14 protein-coding genes are annotated in these 16,598 nt (G+C 62.5%); 6 read left to right on the forward strand and 8 right to left on the reverse strand.

Translation table 11 applies throughout. From position 1 onward, the window contains the following. The first annotated feature begins 38 nt into the window (after nucleotides 1-38). Both AC07SU_RS05290 and AC07SU_RS05295 read left to right on the forward strand, forming a co-directional pair. Complete coding sequence (locus AC07SU_RS05290) at nucleotides 39-2,375, forward strand: fimbria/pilus outer membrane usher protein (RefSeq protein ID WP_494996419.1); 2,337 nt, start codon at nucleotides 39-41, stop codon at nucleotides 2,373-2,375. A gap of 23 nt (nucleotides 2,376-2,398) precedes the next feature. Further along, nucleotides 2,399-3,385 carry a Csu type fimbrial protein gene (locus AC07SU_RS05295; protein WP_494996420.1) on the forward strand — a complete coding sequence of 329 codons (987 nt, stop codon included), beginning with the start codon at nucleotides 2,399-2,401 and terminating at the stop codon, nucleotides 3,383-3,385. On the opposite strand, the gene AC07SU_RS05300 is transcribed toward AC07SU_RS05295, so the two are convergent. Together AC07SU_RS05300 and AC07SU_RS05305 are read right to left on the reverse strand one after the other, a co-directional pair. Further along, nucleotides 3,382-4,131, reverse strand: a complete 750-nt coding sequence (locus tag AC07SU_RS05300) for an anti-sigma factor family protein (protein WP_494996421.1) — start codon at nucleotides 4,129-4,131, stop codon at nucleotides 3,382-3,384. The genes AC07SU_RS05295 and AC07SU_RS05300 overlap by 4 nt on opposite strands. Continuing rightward, a complete protein-coding gene (locus AC07SU_RS05305) occupies nucleotides 4,128-4,634 on the reverse strand; it encodes a sigma-70 family RNA polymerase sigma factor (RefSeq protein ID WP_494996422.1) in 507 nt (168 codons plus the stop codon). The genes AC07SU_RS05300 and AC07SU_RS05305 overlap by 4 nt, the downstream gene beginning before the upstream one ends. A 168-nt stretch (nucleotides 4,635-4,802) precedes the next feature. Between AC07SU_RS05305 and AC07SU_RS05310 the strand changes: the two genes are divergently transcribed. Both AC07SU_RS05310 and AC07SU_RS05315 read left to right on the forward strand, forming a co-directional pair. Beyond that, nucleotides 4,803-5,885 (forward strand): catalase family peroxidase, encoded by a 1,083-nt coding sequence (locus AC07SU_RS05310; protein ID WP_494996423.1) that lies wholly within the window; start codon nucleotides 4,803-4,805, stop codon nucleotides 5,883-5,885. Continuing rightward, nucleotides 5,882-6,421, forward strand: coding sequence for a cytochrome b (locus AC07SU_RS05315; RefSeq protein ID WP_494996424.1), 540 nt, complete (start codon nucleotides 5,882-5,884; stop codon nucleotides 6,419-6,421). The genes AC07SU_RS05310 and AC07SU_RS05315 overlap by 4 nt, the downstream gene beginning before the upstream one ends. A gap of 92 nt (nucleotides 6,422-6,513) precedes the next feature. Here AC07SU_RS05315 and AC07SU_RS05320 read toward each other — a convergent pair whose 3' ends face one another. Beyond that, nucleotides 6,514-7,665 carry a M14 family metallopeptidase gene (locus tag AC07SU_RS05320; protein WP_494996425.1) on the reverse strand — a complete coding sequence of 384 codons (1,152 nt, stop codon included), beginning with the start codon at nucleotides 7,663-7,665 and terminating at the stop codon, nucleotides 6,514-6,516. Nucleotides 7,666-8,129: 464 nt separating this feature from the next. Beyond that, nucleotides 8,130-8,480, reverse strand: coding sequence for a DUF6124 family protein (locus tag AC07SU_RS05325; RefSeq protein ID WP_176998870.1), 351 nt, complete (start codon nucleotides 8,478-8,480; stop codon nucleotides 8,130-8,132). A gap of 131 nt (nucleotides 8,481-8,611) precedes the next feature. On the opposite strand from AC07SU_RS05325, the gene AC07SU_RS05330 reads away from it, so the two are divergent. Next, a complete protein-coding gene (locus tag AC07SU_RS05330; protein WP_494996426.1) occupies nucleotides 8,612-9,250 on the forward strand; it encodes a LexA family protein in 639 nt (212 codons plus the stop codon). Here AC07SU_RS05330 and AC07SU_RS05335 read toward each other — a convergent pair. The 4 genes from AC07SU_RS05335 to AC07SU_RS05350 are packed head-to-tail and all read right to left on the reverse strand — an operon-like array spanning nucleotide 9,247 to nucleotide 14,773. After that, nucleotides 9,247-11,172 carry an acetyl/propionyl/methylcrotonyl-CoA carboxylase subunit alpha gene (locus tag AC07SU_RS05335; protein ID WP_494996427.1) on the reverse strand — a complete coding sequence of 642 codons (1,926 nt, stop codon included), beginning with the start codon at nucleotides 11,170-11,172 and terminating at the stop codon, nucleotides 9,247-9,249. The two genes, AC07SU_RS05330 and AC07SU_RS05335, sit on opposite strands and share 4 nt — an antisense overlap. Beyond that, complete coding sequence (locus AC07SU_RS05340) at nucleotides 11,169-11,975, reverse strand: gamma-carboxygeranoyl-CoA hydratase (protein ID WP_176998867.1); 807 nt, start codon at nucleotides 11,973-11,975, stop codon at nucleotides 11,169-11,171. The genes AC07SU_RS05335 and AC07SU_RS05340 overlap by 4 nt, the downstream gene beginning before the upstream one ends. A gap of 15 nt (nucleotides 11,976-11,990) precedes the next feature. Then, nucleotides 11,991-13,598, reverse strand: a complete 1,608-nt coding sequence (locus AC07SU_RS05345) for a carboxyl transferase domain-containing protein (protein WP_494996428.1) — start codon at nucleotides 13,596-13,598, stop codon at nucleotides 11,991-11,993. Nucleotides 13,599-13,609: 11 nt separating this feature from the next. After that, a complete protein-coding gene (locus tag AC07SU_RS05350; protein WP_494996429.1) occupies nucleotides 13,610-14,773 on the reverse strand; it encodes an isovaleryl-CoA dehydrogenase in 1,164 nt (387 codons plus the stop codon). A gap of 150 nt (nucleotides 14,774-14,923) precedes the next feature. Here AC07SU_RS05350 and AC07SU_RS05355 point away from each other — a divergent pair, with 150 nt between their 5' ends. After that, entirely contained in the window at nucleotides 14,924-16,558 is a 1,635-nt protein-coding gene (locus tag AC07SU_RS05355) for an AMP-binding protein (protein ID WP_494996430.1), read from the forward strand. Nucleotides 16,559-16,598: the final 40 nt, after the last annotated feature.

The raw sequence follows: 16,598 nt of genomic DNA on the forward strand, positions 1-16,598 counted from the left end.
ACACAACGCCATGTGTGAGTCGTGGTCGGGCTCGTTGTATGTGGCCGTCGGTGGCAGTGGTGAGCGGGCTGTGGGGCGCGATGTTGGCGCTTCCGGGGGTGGCTGGTGACCTGCCGCCGCCCCCGAGCAGTATGGAGGCTGTCGCCGATGCACAGCTGTTTCTGGAACTGGTGGTCAACCAGATGGACACCGGCCGCGTCATCGCGGTCGATCAACGGGCGGGCGAGCTGTATGTGCCCGCCAGCGCGTTGCAGGACGTCGGCATGAAACTGCCCGGTGATCCCACCGGCAGTATCGCCCTGGACAAGCTGCCCGGCCTGCACAGCGACTACGATAGCAACGGCCAGCGCCTGTTGCTGGATGTGCCGCCGTCGTGGTTGCAGGAACAGTTCATCGGCAACCGCAACACCTACCCGCGCACTCAGGCCATGAGCAGCTTCGGTGCCTTGCTCAACTATGACCTGTACTTCAACGACACCGACGAAGGTGGCAGCTACCTGGCCGGCTGGAACGAAGTACGGCTGTTCGACACGTGGGGCACTTTGTCCAACACCGGGCAATACCGTCAGACCCTGTCGGGCAATGTGAGCAACAGCACCCTCAACAACGGCTATCGCCGTTATGACACGACGTGGCGTTTCTCCGATGACGAACGGATGCTCACTTACGAGGCTGGCGACGTGATCAGCGGGTCGCTGCCCTGGAGCAGTTCGGTACGTCTGGGTGGGGTGCAGTTCTCGCGGGATTTCGCGGTGCGACCGGACCTGGTGACGTATCCGTTGCCGCAGTTTGCCGGCGAGGCGGCGGTGCCCTCGTCGGTGGACCTGTTTATCAATGGCTACAAATCCGAGAGCGCCTTGTTGCAGCCGGGGCCGTACACCCTCACTAACGTGCCCTTCATCAACGGTGCCGGCGAGGCGGTGGTGGTCACTACGGACGCCTTGGGGCGCCAAGTGTCGACCACGGTGCCGTTCTATGTCACCAGTACTTTGCTGCAAAAGGGGCTGACGGATTTCTCTGTGGCGGCCGGGACCTTGCGCCGCGATTACACCGTACGGGATTTCGCCTATGGGCCGGGCGTGGCCAGTGGCACCTTTCGCTATGGCTACTCCGACAACCTGACCCTGGAAAGCCACGCCGAAGCGTCAAGTGACCTGACCCTCGGTGGCCTGGGCGGCAATCTGCGTCTGGGCAACTTCGGCATCCTCAATACAGCCCTCAGCCAGAGCCAGTTCGACGGTCGCAATGGCCAGCAACTGAGCCTGGGTTATCAGTACAACAGCACGCGCTACAGCCTGTCGTACCAGCGCGTGGAGCGGCACAACGAATACGCTGACCTGACCCTGGTGGACACCCCTTACGCGAGCCTCAGCAAGCGCAGCGAACAGGTTACGCTCAGCCTCAACCTGGAGCGTTTCGGCAGCCTGGGCGTGGGCTATTTCGACGTGCAGGCCGCGGACGATTCGCGCACACGCCTGCTCAACCTGAGCTGGAGCAAGCCGCTGTGGCGCAATACCAGTTTTTACCTGTCGGCCAACCGTGAGGTCGGCGACAGCAACTGGGCCGTGCAGGCACAACTGGTGATCCCGTTCGACCTCAATGGCAGCCTGGCCCTGAGCAGCGAACGCAGCAAGGACGGTGCCAGTCGCCAGCGCATCAACTACAGCAGCTCGGTGCCCAGCGATGGCGGGGTGGGTTACAACCTCGGCTACGCCCAGGGCGACGGGCCGACTTACCGCCAGGCCGACCTGACCTGGCGCTTGCAGTCGGTGCAGTTGCAGGCCGGTGTCTACGGCAGCAGCGATGCCGAGACGCGCTGGGCGGATGCCAGCGGTTCGTTGGTGTGGATGGGCGGCGATACCTTCGCCGCCAATCGCATCAACGATGCCTTTGTGGTGGTGAGCACCCAGGGTTTCGCCGGGATTCCGGTGCGCTACGAGAATCAGTTGGTGGGCCAGACCGACCGTAACGGGCACCTGCTGGTGCCCTGGAGCAGCGCTTACTACCGTGCCAAATATGAGATTGATCCGCTCAACCTGCCACCGAATATCCAGAGCCCGAACGTGGAGCAGCGGGTGTCGGTGCGCCGGGGTAGCGGTTACCTGCTGGAGTTTCCGCTGCGTCGGGTGATCGCCGCGAGCATCACCCTGGTAGACGGCCAGCACCAGGAATTGCCCTTGGGCAGCCTGGTGGTGCACGAGCAAAGCAACACCCAGGCGGTGGTGGGCTGGGAGGGGCTGGTCTACCTGGAAAACCTGGCGGCCCACAACACTTTGCAGGTCACGATGGTGGGCGGGCGTACCTGCCAGGCGACCTTTGAGATGGATGTGCAACAACCGGACGTGCCCCTGATCGGGCCGTTGGTGTGCCAATGAGCGACTGAGCAAGGAGCGAGCGGGTGAGGGGCAAGGGATGGCTTTACAGCGTGTTGGCGAGCGCCAGCCTTGGGGTGTCGGGGCAGGCGATGGCACTGTGTTCGGTGGTGGCGACGACACCGGCCAGCTTTGGCTCGGTCAGTTCGATCAACGTGCGCACGGCCTCGCAAGGCAGTTCGACCCAGAACGCCGGCTTGAGCTGCGGGTCGTCGCTGATCGCGTTGGGCACCAACGATCACTTCTACCTGACCATCAGCTCGCTGACGGGCGGCCTGGTCGGCCCCACCGGTGATGTGATCGGCTATACGGTCTACGGCAACAACACCACCAACTTTCCGATCAATCGTAACAGCCAGTTCGACTTCGGCCCCAATGGCCTGGCTACCGCTGCCGGGCTGTTGAGCGGCCCGGGCAACAAGACCATGCCGCTGTACTTCGGCAGCATCACGGGCAGCAACGTGGCGGCGGGGGTCTACACCGAAGTGCTGAACCTGGCCTGGAGCTGGGATTACTGCATCGGCCTGGGGGTAGGGTCCTTGTGTGTGCTGCGTGACAGAAACCTTACGCCCCAGACCCGCACGCTGACGGTGAGCATGACCGTCACCAACGACTGCCAGATCACCGCGCCCAACATCAGCTTTGGCAGTGCACCGGTGATAAGCGCCTTTACCCCGGTCACCGGCCAGACCATCAGCATCTCCTGCACCAAGGGCAGTGCCTACAGTGTGGGTTTGAGCGATGGCCAGAACGCGGTCAGCGTGGGCGGGCGTCGGCGGATGATTTCGGGCAGCAACTACCTGGCTTACGACATCTTCAAGAGCGCCGGCACCACGCGCTGGGGCAGTGTCGGCGCTGCACGGCGAGACAGCTCCACCGCCGAGGTCAACCCCGGCAACGGCCTGGGCACCGGTAGCCAGGTGTTCAACTACAACGCCAAGATCTACACCGACCAGGCCACGCCGCCGGGCGGTACCTACCTCGACAACGTGGTGCTCGACGTGGGGTTCTAGAACTTGATCGTCTGCTTGATCAGCCGCGCGGTCGGTTCATCGTTGGGGCTGACCATCGCATAGTTATAGCCGGCGCCGGACCAGTATTCGGCCTGCAAACCGTCGGCGCTGCGGCTGCCCCGGGGCAGGAAGTTGTTCTCCGGGCCCGGTGGGCGAATGTAGAAACTGATCTTGTGGCCTTCACGGTTTTCATACACCACCATCGCCGCCGCCCCGGATTCGGTGGTCAGCAGGCGCCCGCTGACCGGTGTGAAACCGGAGGCGCTGAGGTCGGGCAAACGATGGGCCTGGTTGAAATAGCGGTCGAGCCAGGCCTGCATATTGCTGTTGCCCTGAGTGTTGTAGTCGGCGGGCAGAATGCCGTCCTGGGCAAACAGGCGGAACGCTTGCATCGCATCGGCCATCGGCAACATCGGCGGTTGAGTGACCTCGCGGGCATGCCAGCCGCCAACGCCGCCAAGGCTGACGGCTATCAGCAACACGGCGGCCGTTGCCAGGTGGCGACGGGACTGATGCCGGATGCGCTGGCGAATCAGCGCGGGGTCCAGCTTGGGGTTGGCCGGTTGCTGCAAAGTACCACTCAATGAGGCGCGCAGTAATTGCGCATCCTGTTGCCAGGCCTGGACCTGGGCGGCAACGTCGGGGTGGGCGGCCAGGTAGGTTTCGAGCACACGGCGATCACTCTCCAGCAGTTGGTGATCGACGTAGGCATGCAAATCGCGTTCGCTGGGGGGCAGGCTGATCATTTGAGTATCCGCAGGGAAGGGCTGGCTATTTCGCCATCACTGAGTTGACGCAAGGCTTGGCGCGCCCTGGACAGGCGCGACATCACGGTGCCGACGGGCACGTCGAGGATCTCGGCGACCTCCTTGTAGCTCAAGCCTTCGACCGACACCCACAGCAGCAAGGCGCGCTGTTCGGTGTTGAGTTGGTCGAAGGCTTGCAGGGTCGATTGGGCCATCACCGTGCGTTCGACTGACGGTTGCGCATCATCGCGGCCGGTGAAGAATTCGAGCATGCGCGCATAGCGTCGGCTGCGACGGTGCGCATCGAGGAACTGGCGGTAGAGGATCGAGAACAGCCAGGCGCGCAGGTCGCCTTCGAGGCGTTTGTCGGCCCAGCGGATGATCGCCCGTTCCAGGGTCGATTGCACCAGGTCGTCGGCGCTGCTGGCGTTACGGGTCAGGGACACGGCAAAGCGCCGCAACCTGGGGATGAGTTCACGTAACTGTTCGTCGAGTTCATGCATGGTCGGCTGGCTGATCACTACGCTGGGACTAGAGAGACGTCCGGCGTTGAAGGTTATTCCCCGCTCCCAAAAATAAATCCAGGGCCAGGGAATAGAGCAGATCGGCGTTCGTCTTAATGCTCCGACCTTATGTTCCACCCCTAAGGCCTTTGGCCCTGGAGTTTCTTCATGGTAGATCACTCATCACCGCCGCGTCCCCCGTTGAGCACGGCGAGCCTGATCGCACGGCTCATCGGTATCGGTGCCGTGGTTGCGGTCGTTGCCGGGGCATTTGCCTACGTCAACGGCACACTCGACCCACAGCGCCTGCGGCCCAAGACCCTGGTCAATGCCCTGGAAACCAATAACGGCATCCACCCGGGCTTCCGTCGCAACCATGCCAAGGGTCTGTGCGTGGCGGGTTACTTCGAGAGCAGCCCAGAGGCGCGTGCCTACTCCAGCGCCCAGGTGTTCAGCGAGGCCAGGACCCCGGTGATTGGTCGGTTTGCCTTGCCCAGCGGTAACCCTTACGCGCCGGACAGCAGCGTGCCAATCCGCAGTTTTGCGTTGCAGTTCAGCCAGGCCAACGGTCAGCAGTGGCGCACCGGGATGAACAGCATGCCGGTGTTCCCGGTGGGCACGCCGCAGGCGTTCTACCAGATGCTCCAGGCCGGCGCACCCGACCCGGCCACCGGCAAGCCGAACCCGGCGAACATGCCGGCGTTCTTTGCCGCGCACCCTGAAACCGCGCCGTTTTTGGCGTGGGTCAAGACGGCCAAGCCGTCCGCCAGCTACGCGACGGAAACCTATAACGGGATCAACGCGTTTTTCCTGGTGAGTGCCGATGGCAAGCGCCAGGCAGTGCGGTGGGGCGTAGTGCCACAAAGCCAGGACGCGCCGGGCGACGTTGCTCCGGCAGGCAGCGACTTCCTCGAAAAAGACCTGGTGCAGCGCCTGGCCTCGGGGCCGTTGCGCTGGCAGTTGAACATGACGTTGGCCAACCCTGGCGACCCACTGGACGATGCCAGCAAGGCCTGGAGCGGTGAACACAAGGTGTTGAACGCCGGCACCCTGGTGTTGCAGGGCAGTCAACCGCAAGCGGACGGCGATTGTCGTGATATCAACTTTGATCCGCTGGTTCTACCCAGTGGTATCGAGGCTTCCAACGACCCGCTGCTGGCGGCACGCTCGGCTGCGTATGCCAGTTCGTACTTGCGTCGTGCCGGTGAAGTCAGCCCCTTGCACAGTGCCCCTCAGGAGTCGAAGCCATGAATGTTCAACCGCGGTTTTTCGCCCCTCTGGCGCGCTTGCTGCACTGGCTGATGGCGTTGATGATCATCGCGATGCTGTTTATCGGCGCGGGCATGGTGGCATCAGTGTCGGAGCGCCATGAATGGCTGATCCACCTGCACAAACCGCTGGGGATCGCGATCCTGGCGTTGGTGATCGTGCGGCTGGTGGTGCGCTTTTCGACGCGTCAGCCGCCGTTGCCAGCTGACTTGCCCCTGTGGCAAGTGTTGGCGGCCAAGGCGTCACATGTCGTGCTGTACGCCTTGATGCTGGTGTTGCCGGTGCTGGGCTGGGCGATGATCTCAGCGGCAGGCGACCCGGTGATGCTTAGCAGTTCGGTGCAGTTGCCAGCGCTGGTGGGGGCGAATGCGCCGTTGTTTGCGGTGTTGCGCAAGGCCCATGGCTTTCTGGCTTACCTGCTGTTCTTGACGGTGCTGTTGCACCTGGCGGCAGCGTTGTTCCATGGGCTGATCCGACGCGACGGTGTGTTGCAAAGCATGACCGGCAGCAAACGTTGACCGTGTAGGAGCCGGCTTGCCGGCGATGGCGTCCTTGAAATTCTTGCTGTTATCAAGGGCCTCATTGCCGGCAAGCCGGCTCCTACAAAGGGTTAGCGCAGGATGGTCACGATGTCGGCGACCGTGCTCAATACGTCCTTGCCCAACTGCTTGGAGCGCTCACCGGACCAGCCGGTTTTCGGGTTGGGCGCGTCGTCGTTGTCCTTGAACGGCATTTCCAGGGTCAGGGACAGGCAGTCGTACTTCTCGCCAACGGCGTTGCAGGCCAGGGTCATGTTGGCTTCGCCCGGCAGGTCGCGGGTGTAGCCGTGGGCGGTCTGGAAGTCGCGGGTGAGGGCGCTCAAGTGGCTGCGGAAATGTTTTTCAAGGCCTTCGATACGCGGGGTGTAGCCCGGGTTGCCCTCGCAGCCTGCGGTGAAGACGTAGGGGATTTCTTCGTCTCCGTGGATGTCGAGGAACAGGTCCACGCCGTACTTATCCATTTGCTGCTGGGCGAACAGCACTTCCGGGCTGATTTCCTGGCTGGCGCTCTGCCAGGCACGGTTGAGGTCCTGGCCCATGGCGTTGGTGCGCAGGTGGCCGTGGAAGGCGCCGTCGGGGTTCATGTTGGGGATCAGGTACAGGTCGGCTACGGACAGGAGCTTTTTCAGCTCGGCGTCACCGTCCTGTTGCAGGCGCTCGATGATGCCTTCCATGAACCATTCGGCCATGTGTTCGCCAGGGTGTTGCTGGGCAATGATCCACACGTTGCGGCGACCTTCGCCACCTTTGCCCCGGCGCAGCAACTGGATGTCACGGCCTTCGGCACTCTTGCCGGTGGCCAGCAGCTGGGTGCCGGCACCGTTCAGGGCCTGCTCGATCAGCCAGTCATGGCGCTCGCGGCTATAGGGTTCGAAGTAGGCGAACCAGGCGTGCTTTTCGCGGGTTTCCAGGCTGATGTGCAGGATCTCGCCATCAAAACGCGTGGGCACACGGAACCAGTTGATATGGTCGTAGGACGCCACTGCGTTGTAGCCGCTCCACGCATGCTTATACGAAGACTGGCCCGCATTGCTTAGGCGGAAGGTGTGGGTGTGGCCCACATGCATGCCTTCGGCCTTGAAGTGGAACCATTGGAAATGTGGGCTACGGGTGTCGGGGTTGATCGCCAGCAGCAACTGATAGGCGTCGCTGGCATCCAGGACCTGGATGTTGCCGCTGTCGAAGTCGGTGCTGATCTTGATGGAGGTCAAGGCCACGGTCATGGTCGGGTCGCCTGATTAGCTGTGTTGTGGCAGATATCTTACACAGGAGTCGGGCAAAATCTTGATGCAAAATTGTTGCATGGGGAGGGGGCGTCATCCTTGACGCGCCAGCAGCTTAGAATCTATGAGATTGATTCTCAAGCGCTATTTCTTAAAGATCCGGGCTAGAGCGCTCGTTCGGCTTTCTTTTGGCGATGGTCTTTTGCTACCATGCGCGCCATCAAGCAACACACAGTCTTCATTAGCCTGAAGCCACGCCAGGGAAACTGGCAAAAAAAAGACCCGGCCAAAGAGCCGGGTCAAAAACCGTGATTAGCCTGATGAGGAGATATTCCAAGAGTCCGACCTAAGGTCCCTTGGTCTATCGACTGATCTCGCGACCAGCTGCGTCCAATAATAATCATTATCATTTGCAAGTCAAATGTTTTTATCCGAGGGATAGAAATATTTTTCTTTCGCGCCCGTTACACGTTTGCCGATGCCTGCTGCGCCTGCAACGACCGCTCCACCATCGCCTTCGCCATATCGATCAAATACACCACTGAAAATGCCAGGTCGCGTTGATTGCCATGATGGCTGCTCGCAGACTCATAGGCCGTGGCCGCCGCACTGCGCAACAGGTCAGAAGCGTGCACCAACGCTTCCTCCTGGCTGATGCCGGGCTTGATGGCAAACAGGGCGCCGTCCGGCACGGGGGCCGACACATCCTCTTTCAAGTAATAGTCCAGCGCACGTTGGGCGGCGCTGCTGCTGCACATGTCGTGCAACTCATCGTTTTCAGCGGTTTCAGGCAGGAGGTACGGGCTTGTCGTCATAAGGGTCGGTACTCTGTGGGGGTGTCGAAAACCATATGATCGATGATAGTACGTATCGTATTTATGTCGTTTTATGGATTACTACAAACTGTTTATTGCCCTGAAAAATACGCGACGTATTGTCAGGCCCCATGGATAACTGGATAGCGTTGGTCAAGGCCAACATGAAAGAGCGCAAGGTCACGCAGGACCAACTGGCCGAACGCCTGGGCATGTCCCAGGGCGGTGTGGGCCACTGGCTCAACAAACGTCGCGTGCCGAGCCTGGAAGACATGAACCGGCTGTTGCAGGCATTGGGGCTTGATGAGCTGGAAGTGGTGCTTGAGATTCGCGAGCGGGGCACTGAACAGGATCCGCCACCGATAAAACCCTACACGCCGTATTTCCGTTACCCGGTCAGCGACTGGAGGGGCCTGTGCGAAATCCGCGAAGAACCCGCGCGCTATGACGCCCAACGATTCGAACTGACAGATTATCGGTGCGAAGGCGAGGCGTTCTGGCTGCCGGTAACCAGCGACGCCATGGCGGCCCCCAGCGGCTTGAGCGTCGGCGCTGGCATGATGATCCTGGTAGACCCGGCCATAGAAGCCGAACCCGGCAGGCTGGTGGTCGCACAATGGGCCAACAGCACTCACGCCACCTTCCGCCAGTTGATGGAAGAGAGCGGCCAGCTCTACCTGACGCCGCTCAATCCCACTTACCCCAAACAACTGCTCACTGACGACTGCCGCATCCTCGGCGTTGTCGTGCAAGCCAAGGCGAAGTTCTAGCCCGCCGTTTCCAGCTCCACCAGCGCGCTGCCTTCGGCCACCATTTCACCCTCCTGGCAGAACAGTGCCTTGACCATCCCGGCCTCAGGCGCGCGAATGCTGTGCTCCATCTTCATCGCCTCCAGCACCACCAGTTGCGCGCCGGCTTCCACGCTTTGGCCGACTTCAACCAACACGCGCACGATGCTGCCGTTCATGGGCGCCGTGAGGCCGCCCTGGTGAGACTGGTTGGCCTCGACCGCCGCAATCGGGTCGAACAGGCTGATGGCGTGCATCTCGCCGTCCCAGCGCAGGAACACGCCGCCCTCGCTGCGTACGGCCAGAAGGTTGCGACGCACGCCTTGGTGCTCGCTCGACAACTGCTCGCCGTGCAACCTGAAGGCATCCCCCTGCAACGTCACCAACCGATCCTGTCCATTGCAGCTCAAATGCAGCGAAACCTCCGCAGGCAGCCCCGCCCGGAACCCGCGGGTGTCCGCCCAAGGCCCATCACCGGCCGGCAAGCTCTGCATATAAGCCGCGCCCGCCGCCTGCCAGAACTCATCGCTCAGGGCGCCGGCGGTCGGCAACAATTGGTCCTGATAGCGCGGAATGAACCCGGTATCCAGTTCGGCGCTCGCAAAGGCCGGGTGGCCGATGATCCGGCGCAGAAAACCCAGGTTGGTCTTCAGGCCGCCCACGGCAAACTCATCGAGCATGCTCAATAACCGCAGGCGTGCTTGCTCACGGTCCTCGCCCCAGGCGATCAACTTGCCGAGCATCGGGTCGTAGAACGGCGACACGTCGTCCCCTTGTGCAACGCCGCTGTCCACACGTCGCCCAGGGCCTGGGGCAGATTCGCGGTACAGCGCCAGGTGCCCGGTGGCCGGCAGGAAATCATTCGCCGGGTCTTCAGCGTACAAGCGCACTTCAATCGCATGGCCGATCAGCGGCACCTGCTCCTGGGTGATTGGCAGCGCCTCGCCCTGTGCGACACGGATTTGCCAGGCCACCAGGTCCAGGCCGGTGATCGCCTCGGTCACCGGGTGTTCCACTTGCAAGCGTGTGTTCATCTCCATGAAGAAGAATTCGCCACGGGCATCCAGCAAAAATTCCACGGTACCGGCGCCCACATAGCCGATGGCCTGGGCAGCGCGCACGGCGGCTTCACCCATGGCTTTGCGCTGCTCGACGCTCAGGCCTGGCGCCGGTGCTTCTTCCACGACCTTTTGATGGCGACGCTGAATCGAACAGTCGCGCTCGTTGAGGTAGAGGCAATGCCCGTGCTGATCGGCAAACACCTGAATCTCCACATGACGCGGCTTGATCAGGTATTTCTCCACCAGCATTTGCCCGTTGCCGAAGGACGACAGCGCCTCACGCTGGGCAGAGGCCAGGGCTTCGGCCAGTTGGCTGACCTCCTCGACCACCTTCATGCCCTTGCCGCCGCCACCGGCCGTGGCTTTGAGCAGCACCGGGTAGCCGATGCGCTCGCAGGCGGCGCGGAAGGTTTCAAGGTCCTGCGCCTCACCGTGATAGCCGGGCACCAGCGGCACGCCGGCGGTTTCCATCAGCGCCTTGGCGGCAGATTTGCTGCCCATGGCATCGATGGCCGAGGCAGGCGGGCCGAGGAAGATCAGGCCCGCTGCTTCAATGGCACGGGCGAAGCCGGCGTTTTCCGACAAGAAACCGTAACCCGGGTGGATCGCCTGGGCGCCACTGGCCTGTGCGGCAGCGATCAGCTTGTCGATTTGCAGGTAGCTGTCGGTGGCTTTGCTGCCGCCCAGGTCCACGCGAATGTCCGCCTCACGGCTATGTCGCGCGTCGCGGTCAGTGGCGCTGTGCACGGCCACGGTGGTCAGGCCCATGGCCTTGGCAGTGCGCATCACGCGGCAGGCAATCTCGCCACGGTTGGCCACCAGCAGGGTGGTCAGTGTGCTCATGAGCGCGGCTCCTGTGCTTGCCAGCTGGGCGGGCGTTTTTGCAGGAATGCGCGCAAGCCTTCCTGGCCCTCGGTGCTGACGCGAATCCGCGCAATGGCGTTTTCGCAATAGCGGCGCAGGGCCGGTGTCAGGGCGCCATTCCCGACTTCACGCAGCAAATCCTTGCTGGCACGCATGGCGGCCGGGCTGTTCTGCAGCAGGTTGGCGACCCACAGCTGCACCTGCAGGTCCAGTTCGCTGGCGGGGTAGCTGTCGGCCAACAAGCCGATTTCCCGGGCGCGCTGGCCGTCGAAACGTTCGGCGGTCAGGGCATACCGCCGCGCCGCACGTTCGCCGATGGCCTGCACCACGAACGGGCTGATCACCGCCGGTGCCAGGCCGATGCGCACTTCTGACAGACAGAACTGCGCGTCATCGGCGCCAATCGCCATGTCGCAGCAACTGATCAGGCCCAGCGCACCGCCGTAGGCCGCGCCTTGAACCACCGCCAGCGTGGGGATCTTCAACTTGGCCAGGTTGTACATCAGCTCCGCCAGTTCGCGGGCATCATCCAGGTTGGTGTGGTAATCCAGCTCGGCCGATTGCTGCATCCAGGCCAGGTCGGCTCCGGCGCTGAAATGCTTGCCGCGTCCGCGCAGCAGCAGAAAGCGCAGGGACGGATCGCCTTGCACTCGGTCGAGGGCGATGATCAGTTCGCGGATCATCTCGGCGTTGAACGCGTTGTTCTTTGCTTCACGACTGAGCCACAGGGTGGCAAAGCCACGGCTGTCGGTGATCAGTTCGAGGGTGTTGAAATCGCTCATGGGGTACAGCTCCATTTACATGCGGAACACGCCGAAGCGGCTCGGCTCGATGGGGGCATTCAGCGAAGCGGACAGGGCCAGGGCCAGCACGTCACGGGTCTGCAGCGGGTCGATCACGCCGTCGTCCCACAGGCGGGCACTGGAGTAGTAGGGGTGGCCCTGGGTCTCGTATTGGTCGAGGATCGGCTGCTTGATCGCTGCTTCTTCTTCGGCGCTGAATTCGCTGCCAGCCCGTTCAGCCTGTTCACGCTTGACCTGCACCAGTACGCCAGCGGCCTGTTCGGCGCCCATCACGCCAATGCGCGCGTTCGGCCACATCCACAAAAAACGCGGGTCATAGGCGCGGCCGCACATGCCGTAGTTACCGGCCCCAAAGCTGCCGCCGATGATGACGGTGAACTTCGGCACCTTGGCGCAGGCCACGGCGGTGACCAGCTTGGCACCATGCTTGGCGATGCCGCCGGCCTCGTACTTCTGGCCGACCATGAAGCCAGTGATGTTCTGCAGGAACAGCAGGGGAATGCCACGCTGGCAGGCCAGCTCGATAAAGTGCGCGCCTTTCTGCGCGGCCTCGGCAAACAGGATCCCGTTGTTGGCGAGGATCGCAATCGGGTAGCCGTGCAGGTGCGCAAAGCCACACACCAAGGTGGTGCCGAACAGCGCCTTGAATTCATCAAACACCGAACCGTCCACCAGCCGCGCGATCACTTCGCGCACGTCGAACGGCTGCTTGGCATCGGCCGGGATCACCCCATACAACTCTTCGCTGTTGTACAGCGGCGCCACCGGCGTGCGTTGCAGCAACTGGCCCTGTTTGCGCCAGTTGAGGTTGGCCACACTGCGTCGCGCCAGGGCCAGGGCGTGTTCGTCGCTGTCGGCATAGTGGTCGGCCACGCCGGAGATCTTGCAATGCACATCGGCACCACCGAGGTCTTCGGCGCTGACCACTTCACCTGTGGCCGCCTTCACCAGCGGTGGCCCGGCGAGGAAAATGGTGGCTTGCTGGCGCACCATGATCGCTTCATCCGCCATGGCTGGCACATAGGCGCCACCGGCGGTGCAGGAACCCATGACCACCGCGATCTGCGGGATGCCCTGGGCGCTCATGTTGGCCTGGTTGAAGAAGATCCGCCCGAAGTGCTCACGGTCCGGGAACACTTCGTCCTGGCGTGGCAGGTTGGCGCCGCCGGAGTCCACCAGGTAGATGCACGGCAAGCGGTTCTGTTCGGCGATGGTCTGGGCACGCAGGTGCTTTTTCACGGTGAGCGGGTAATAGGAGCCGCCTTTCACCGTGGCGTCGTTGGCGACGATCATGCATTCGACGCCTTCCACGCGACCGATCCCGGCAATCACCCCGGCTGCCGGTACGTCTTCGCCATACACCTGATGGGCGGCCAGTTGGCTGAGTTCCAGAAATGGCGAGCCCGGGTCCAGCAGGCGATTGATACGTTCACGCGGCAGCAGCTTGCCCCGTGAGGTGTGCCGCGCCTGGGCCTTGGCGCCGCCCCCTTGCTGCACATGGGCGAGCAGGGTGTGCAGGGCGTCGACCTGCTGGCGCATGGCGGCGCTGTTGGTGGCGAACTCCGCCGAACGCGGGTTGAGCTGGGTGTGCAAGGTGGCCATGGCGCGCTCCTTCAGCGGGTTTCGTTGAAGAGTTCGCGGCCGATCAGCATCCGGCGAATCTCACTGGTGCCGGCGCCGATTTCGTACAGTTTGGCGTCGCGCAGCAGGCGGCCGGCGGGAAACTCGTTGATGTAGCCGTTGCCGCCGAGAATCTGGATCGCATCAAGGGCCATTTGCGTGGCGCGTTCGGCGCTGTAGAGGATCACCCCGGCGGCGTCCTTGCGCGTGGTTTCACCGCGCTCGCACGCCTGGGCCACGGCGTAGAGGTAGGCGCGGCTGGCGTTGAGCTGGGTGTACATATCGGCGACCTTGCCCTGGATCAGCTGGAATTCGCCGATGCTCTGGCCGAACTGCTTGCGGTCGTGGATATAGGGCACGATCAGGTCCATGCACGCCTGCATGATCCCGGTGGGGCCACCGGAGAGCACCACGCGTTCGTAGTCCAGGCCGCTCATCAACACTTTCACGCCGCCGTTGAGGGCACCGAGGATGTTTTCTTCGGGTACTTCCACGTCATCGAAGAACAGCTCGCAGGTGTTGGAGCCGCGCATGCCCAGCTTGTCGAATTTGTTGCTGCGGCTGAAACCCTTCCAATCGCGCTCGACGATGAACGCGGTGATGCCATGGGCGCCTTTCTCCAGGTCGGTCTTGGCGTAGATCACGTAGGTGCTGGCGTCGGGGCCGTTGGTGATCCAGGTCTTGCTGCCGTTGAGCACGTAATGGTCGCCGCGTTTGTCGGCGCGCAGTTTCATCGACACTACGTCGGAGCCAGCATTCGGCTCGCTCATGGCCAGGGCGCCGACGTGTTCGCCGCTGATCAGTTTGGGCAGGTACTTGAGCTTCTGTGCATGGTTGCCATTGCGGTTGATCTGGTTCACACACAGGTTGGAGTGGGCGCCGTAGGACAACGCCACCGAGGCCGACCCCCGGCTGATCTCTTCCATGGCCACCACGTGGGCCAGGTAACCCAGGCCCGCGCCGCCGTACTCTTCCGGCACGGTGATGCCCAACAGGCCCATGTCACCGAACTTGCGCCACAGGTCGGCGGGGAACAGGTTGTCGCTGTCGATCTGTGCCGCGCGAGGTGCGATTTCCTTAGCTACGAAGTGCTGCACCTGTTCGCGCAGCATGTCGATGGTTTCACCGAGGGCGAAGTTCAGGGACGGGTAACTCATGGACAGGCACCTTAATGTGAGCGTTGTTTTGTTGTGGGTGGCGCGCCAGGGGCGGGCGCTAACCTTTACGTTAACGTAAGCTTGCGTTACGGCGCTGTCAATCGTAGTTTACGTTTACGTCAACCTACAAAAAAGACAACAGGGGTCGTTATGGATCAACCGAATCAGAGCTACAGCCGTGGCTCTCAGGACAAGACCTTGCTGGCCATGACGATTGGCCAGGCGTTCGATCGCACCGTTGCACAATTTCCCGAGGGCGAGGCCCTGGTGGTGCGCCATCAACAGCGTCGCTACACCTGGCGGCAACTGGCCGACGCCGTCGACTTACACGCCCGTGCCTTCCTGGCCCTGGGCATGCAGACCGGCGATCGCCTGGGCATCTGGGCGCCCAACTGCACCGAGTGGTGCATCAGCCAGATCGCCAGCGCCAAGCTCGGGGTGATCCTGGTCAACATCAACCCGGCGTACCGCAGCAGTGAGCTGGACTACGTGCTCAAGCAGTCGGGTTGCTCTTGGCTGGTGTGCGCCGGTTCGTTCAAGAGCTCCGACTACCACGCCATGCTCCAGGAACTGAAACCCGACCTGCGCGGCATCATCAGCCTGGACCCCAGCCCGCCTGAAGGCTTCATGCCCTGGTCGCAGTTGGCGGTGCTTGGGGCTGGCGTCCCGCCCGAGCAACTGCACACACGCCAGGCCAGCCTGCACTTCGATCAGCCCGTCAACATTCAGTACACCTCCGGCACCACCGGGTTTCCCAAGGGCGCCACCCTCAGCCACCACAACATCCTCAACAACGGCTACATGGTCGGTGAAAGCCTGGGCCTGACCGCGCAGGATCGCCTGGTGATCCCGGTGCCGCTGTATCACTGTTTCGGCATGGTGATGGGCAACCTGGGTTGCATCACCCACGGCACCACCATGATCTACCCCAATGACGGCTTCGACCCGTTACTCACGCTCACCGCTGTTGCCGAAGAACGCGCCACGGGCCTGTACGGCGTGCCGACCATGTTCATCGCCATGCTCGACCACCCACGCCGGGGCGAGCTGGACCTGGCCACCCTGCGCACTGGCATCATGGCTGGCGCCACCTGCCCCATCGAGGTGATGCGGCGGGTCATCAGTGAGTTGCACATGGGCGAGGTGCAGATCGCCTACGGCATGACCGAAACCAGCCCGGTTTCCTTGCAGACCGGTGCCAACGACGACGTGGAGCGACGCGTCACCACCGTCGGCCGCACACAACCTCAGCTGGAAAATAAAATCATCGATGCCGATGGCAACACGGTTGCGCGCGGTGAAATCGGTGAGTTGTGCACCCGTGGCTACAGCGTGATGCTTGGCTACTGGAACAACCCCGACGGCACCCGTGAGGCCATCGACGAGGCTGGCTGGATGCACACCGGCGACCTGGCGACCATGGATGAGCACGGCTACGTGTGCATCGCCGGGCGTAACAAGGACATGATCATCCGGGGCGGCGAGAACGTGTACCCGCGCGAGCTGGAGGAGTTTTTCTTCACTCACCCTGCGGTGGCGGATGTGCAGGTCATCGGCATTCCGGATGAGCGTTATGGCGAAGAGATCGTCGCCTGGGTCAAGTTCCACCCCGGCCATGTGGCCAATGAACTGGAATTGCAAACCTGGTGCAAGGGCCGCATCGCGCACTTCAAGACTCCCAGGCATTTCAAGTTCGTGGAGGAGTTTCCGATGACGGTAACGGGCAAGATCCAGAAATTCCGCATGCGCGAGATCAGTATCGAGGAGTTGCGCAACGACCGCTAAGAGGCGGTGCATGTCTACTGCTCCGGACTGAACGGGGGGC

It is taken from the genome of Pseudomonas sp. GW821-FHT05H12 (genome assembly GCF_059419385.1).

Bases quoted from the DNA above. Each gene is read 5' to 3' on its own strand.
- AC07SU_RS05345 (WP_494996428.1), bottom strand. From the start codon at position 13,598: ATGGCCACCTTGCACACCCAGCTCAACCCGCGTTCGGCGGAGTTCGCC.
- AC07SU_RS05340 (WP_176998867.1), bottom strand. From the start codon at position 11,975: ATGAGCGATTTCAACACCCTCGAACTGATCACCGACAGCCGTGGCTTT.
- AC07SU_RS05330 (WP_494996426.1), top strand. From the start codon at position 8,612: ATGGATAACTGGATAGCGTTGGTCAAGGCCAACATGAAAGAGCGCAAG.
- AC07SU_RS05305 (WP_494996422.1), bottom strand. From the start codon at position 4,634: ATGCATGAACTCGACGAACAGTTACGTGAACTCATCCCCAGGTTGCGG.
- AC07SU_RS05350 (WP_494996429.1), bottom strand. From the start codon at position 14,773: ATGAGTTACCCGTCCCTGAACTTCGCCCTCGGTGAAACCATCGACATG.
- AC07SU_RS05315 (WP_494996424.1), top strand. From the start codon at position 5,882: ATGAATGTTCAACCGCGGTTTTTCGCCCCTCTGGCGCGCTTGCTGCAC.
- AC07SU_RS05290 (WP_494996419.1), top strand. From the start codon at position 39: ATGTGGCCGTCGGTGGCAGTGGTGAGCGGGCTGTGGGGCGCGATGTTG.
- AC07SU_RS05320 (WP_494996425.1), bottom strand. From the start codon at position 7,665: ATGACCGTGGCCTTGACCTCCATCAAGATCAGCACCGACTTCGACAGC.
- AC07SU_RS05325 (WP_176998870.1), bottom strand. From the start codon at position 8,480: ATGACGACAAGCCCGTACCTCCTGCCTGAAACCGCTGAAAACGATGAG.
- AC07SU_RS05310 (WP_494996423.1), top strand. From the start codon at position 4,803: ATGGTAGATCACTCATCACCGCCGCGTCCCCCGTTGAGCACGGCGAGC.
- AC07SU_RS05300 (WP_494996421.1), bottom strand. From the start codon at position 4,131: ATGATCAGCCTGCCCCCCAGCGAACGCGATTTGCATGCCTACGTCGAT.
- AC07SU_RS05355 (WP_494996430.1), top strand. From the start codon at position 14,924: ATGGATCAACCGAATCAGAGCTACAGCCGTGGCTCTCAGGACAAGACC.
- AC07SU_RS05335 (WP_494996427.1), bottom strand. From the start codon at position 11,172: ATGAGCACACTGACCACCCTGCTGGTGGCCAACCGTGGCGAGATTGCC.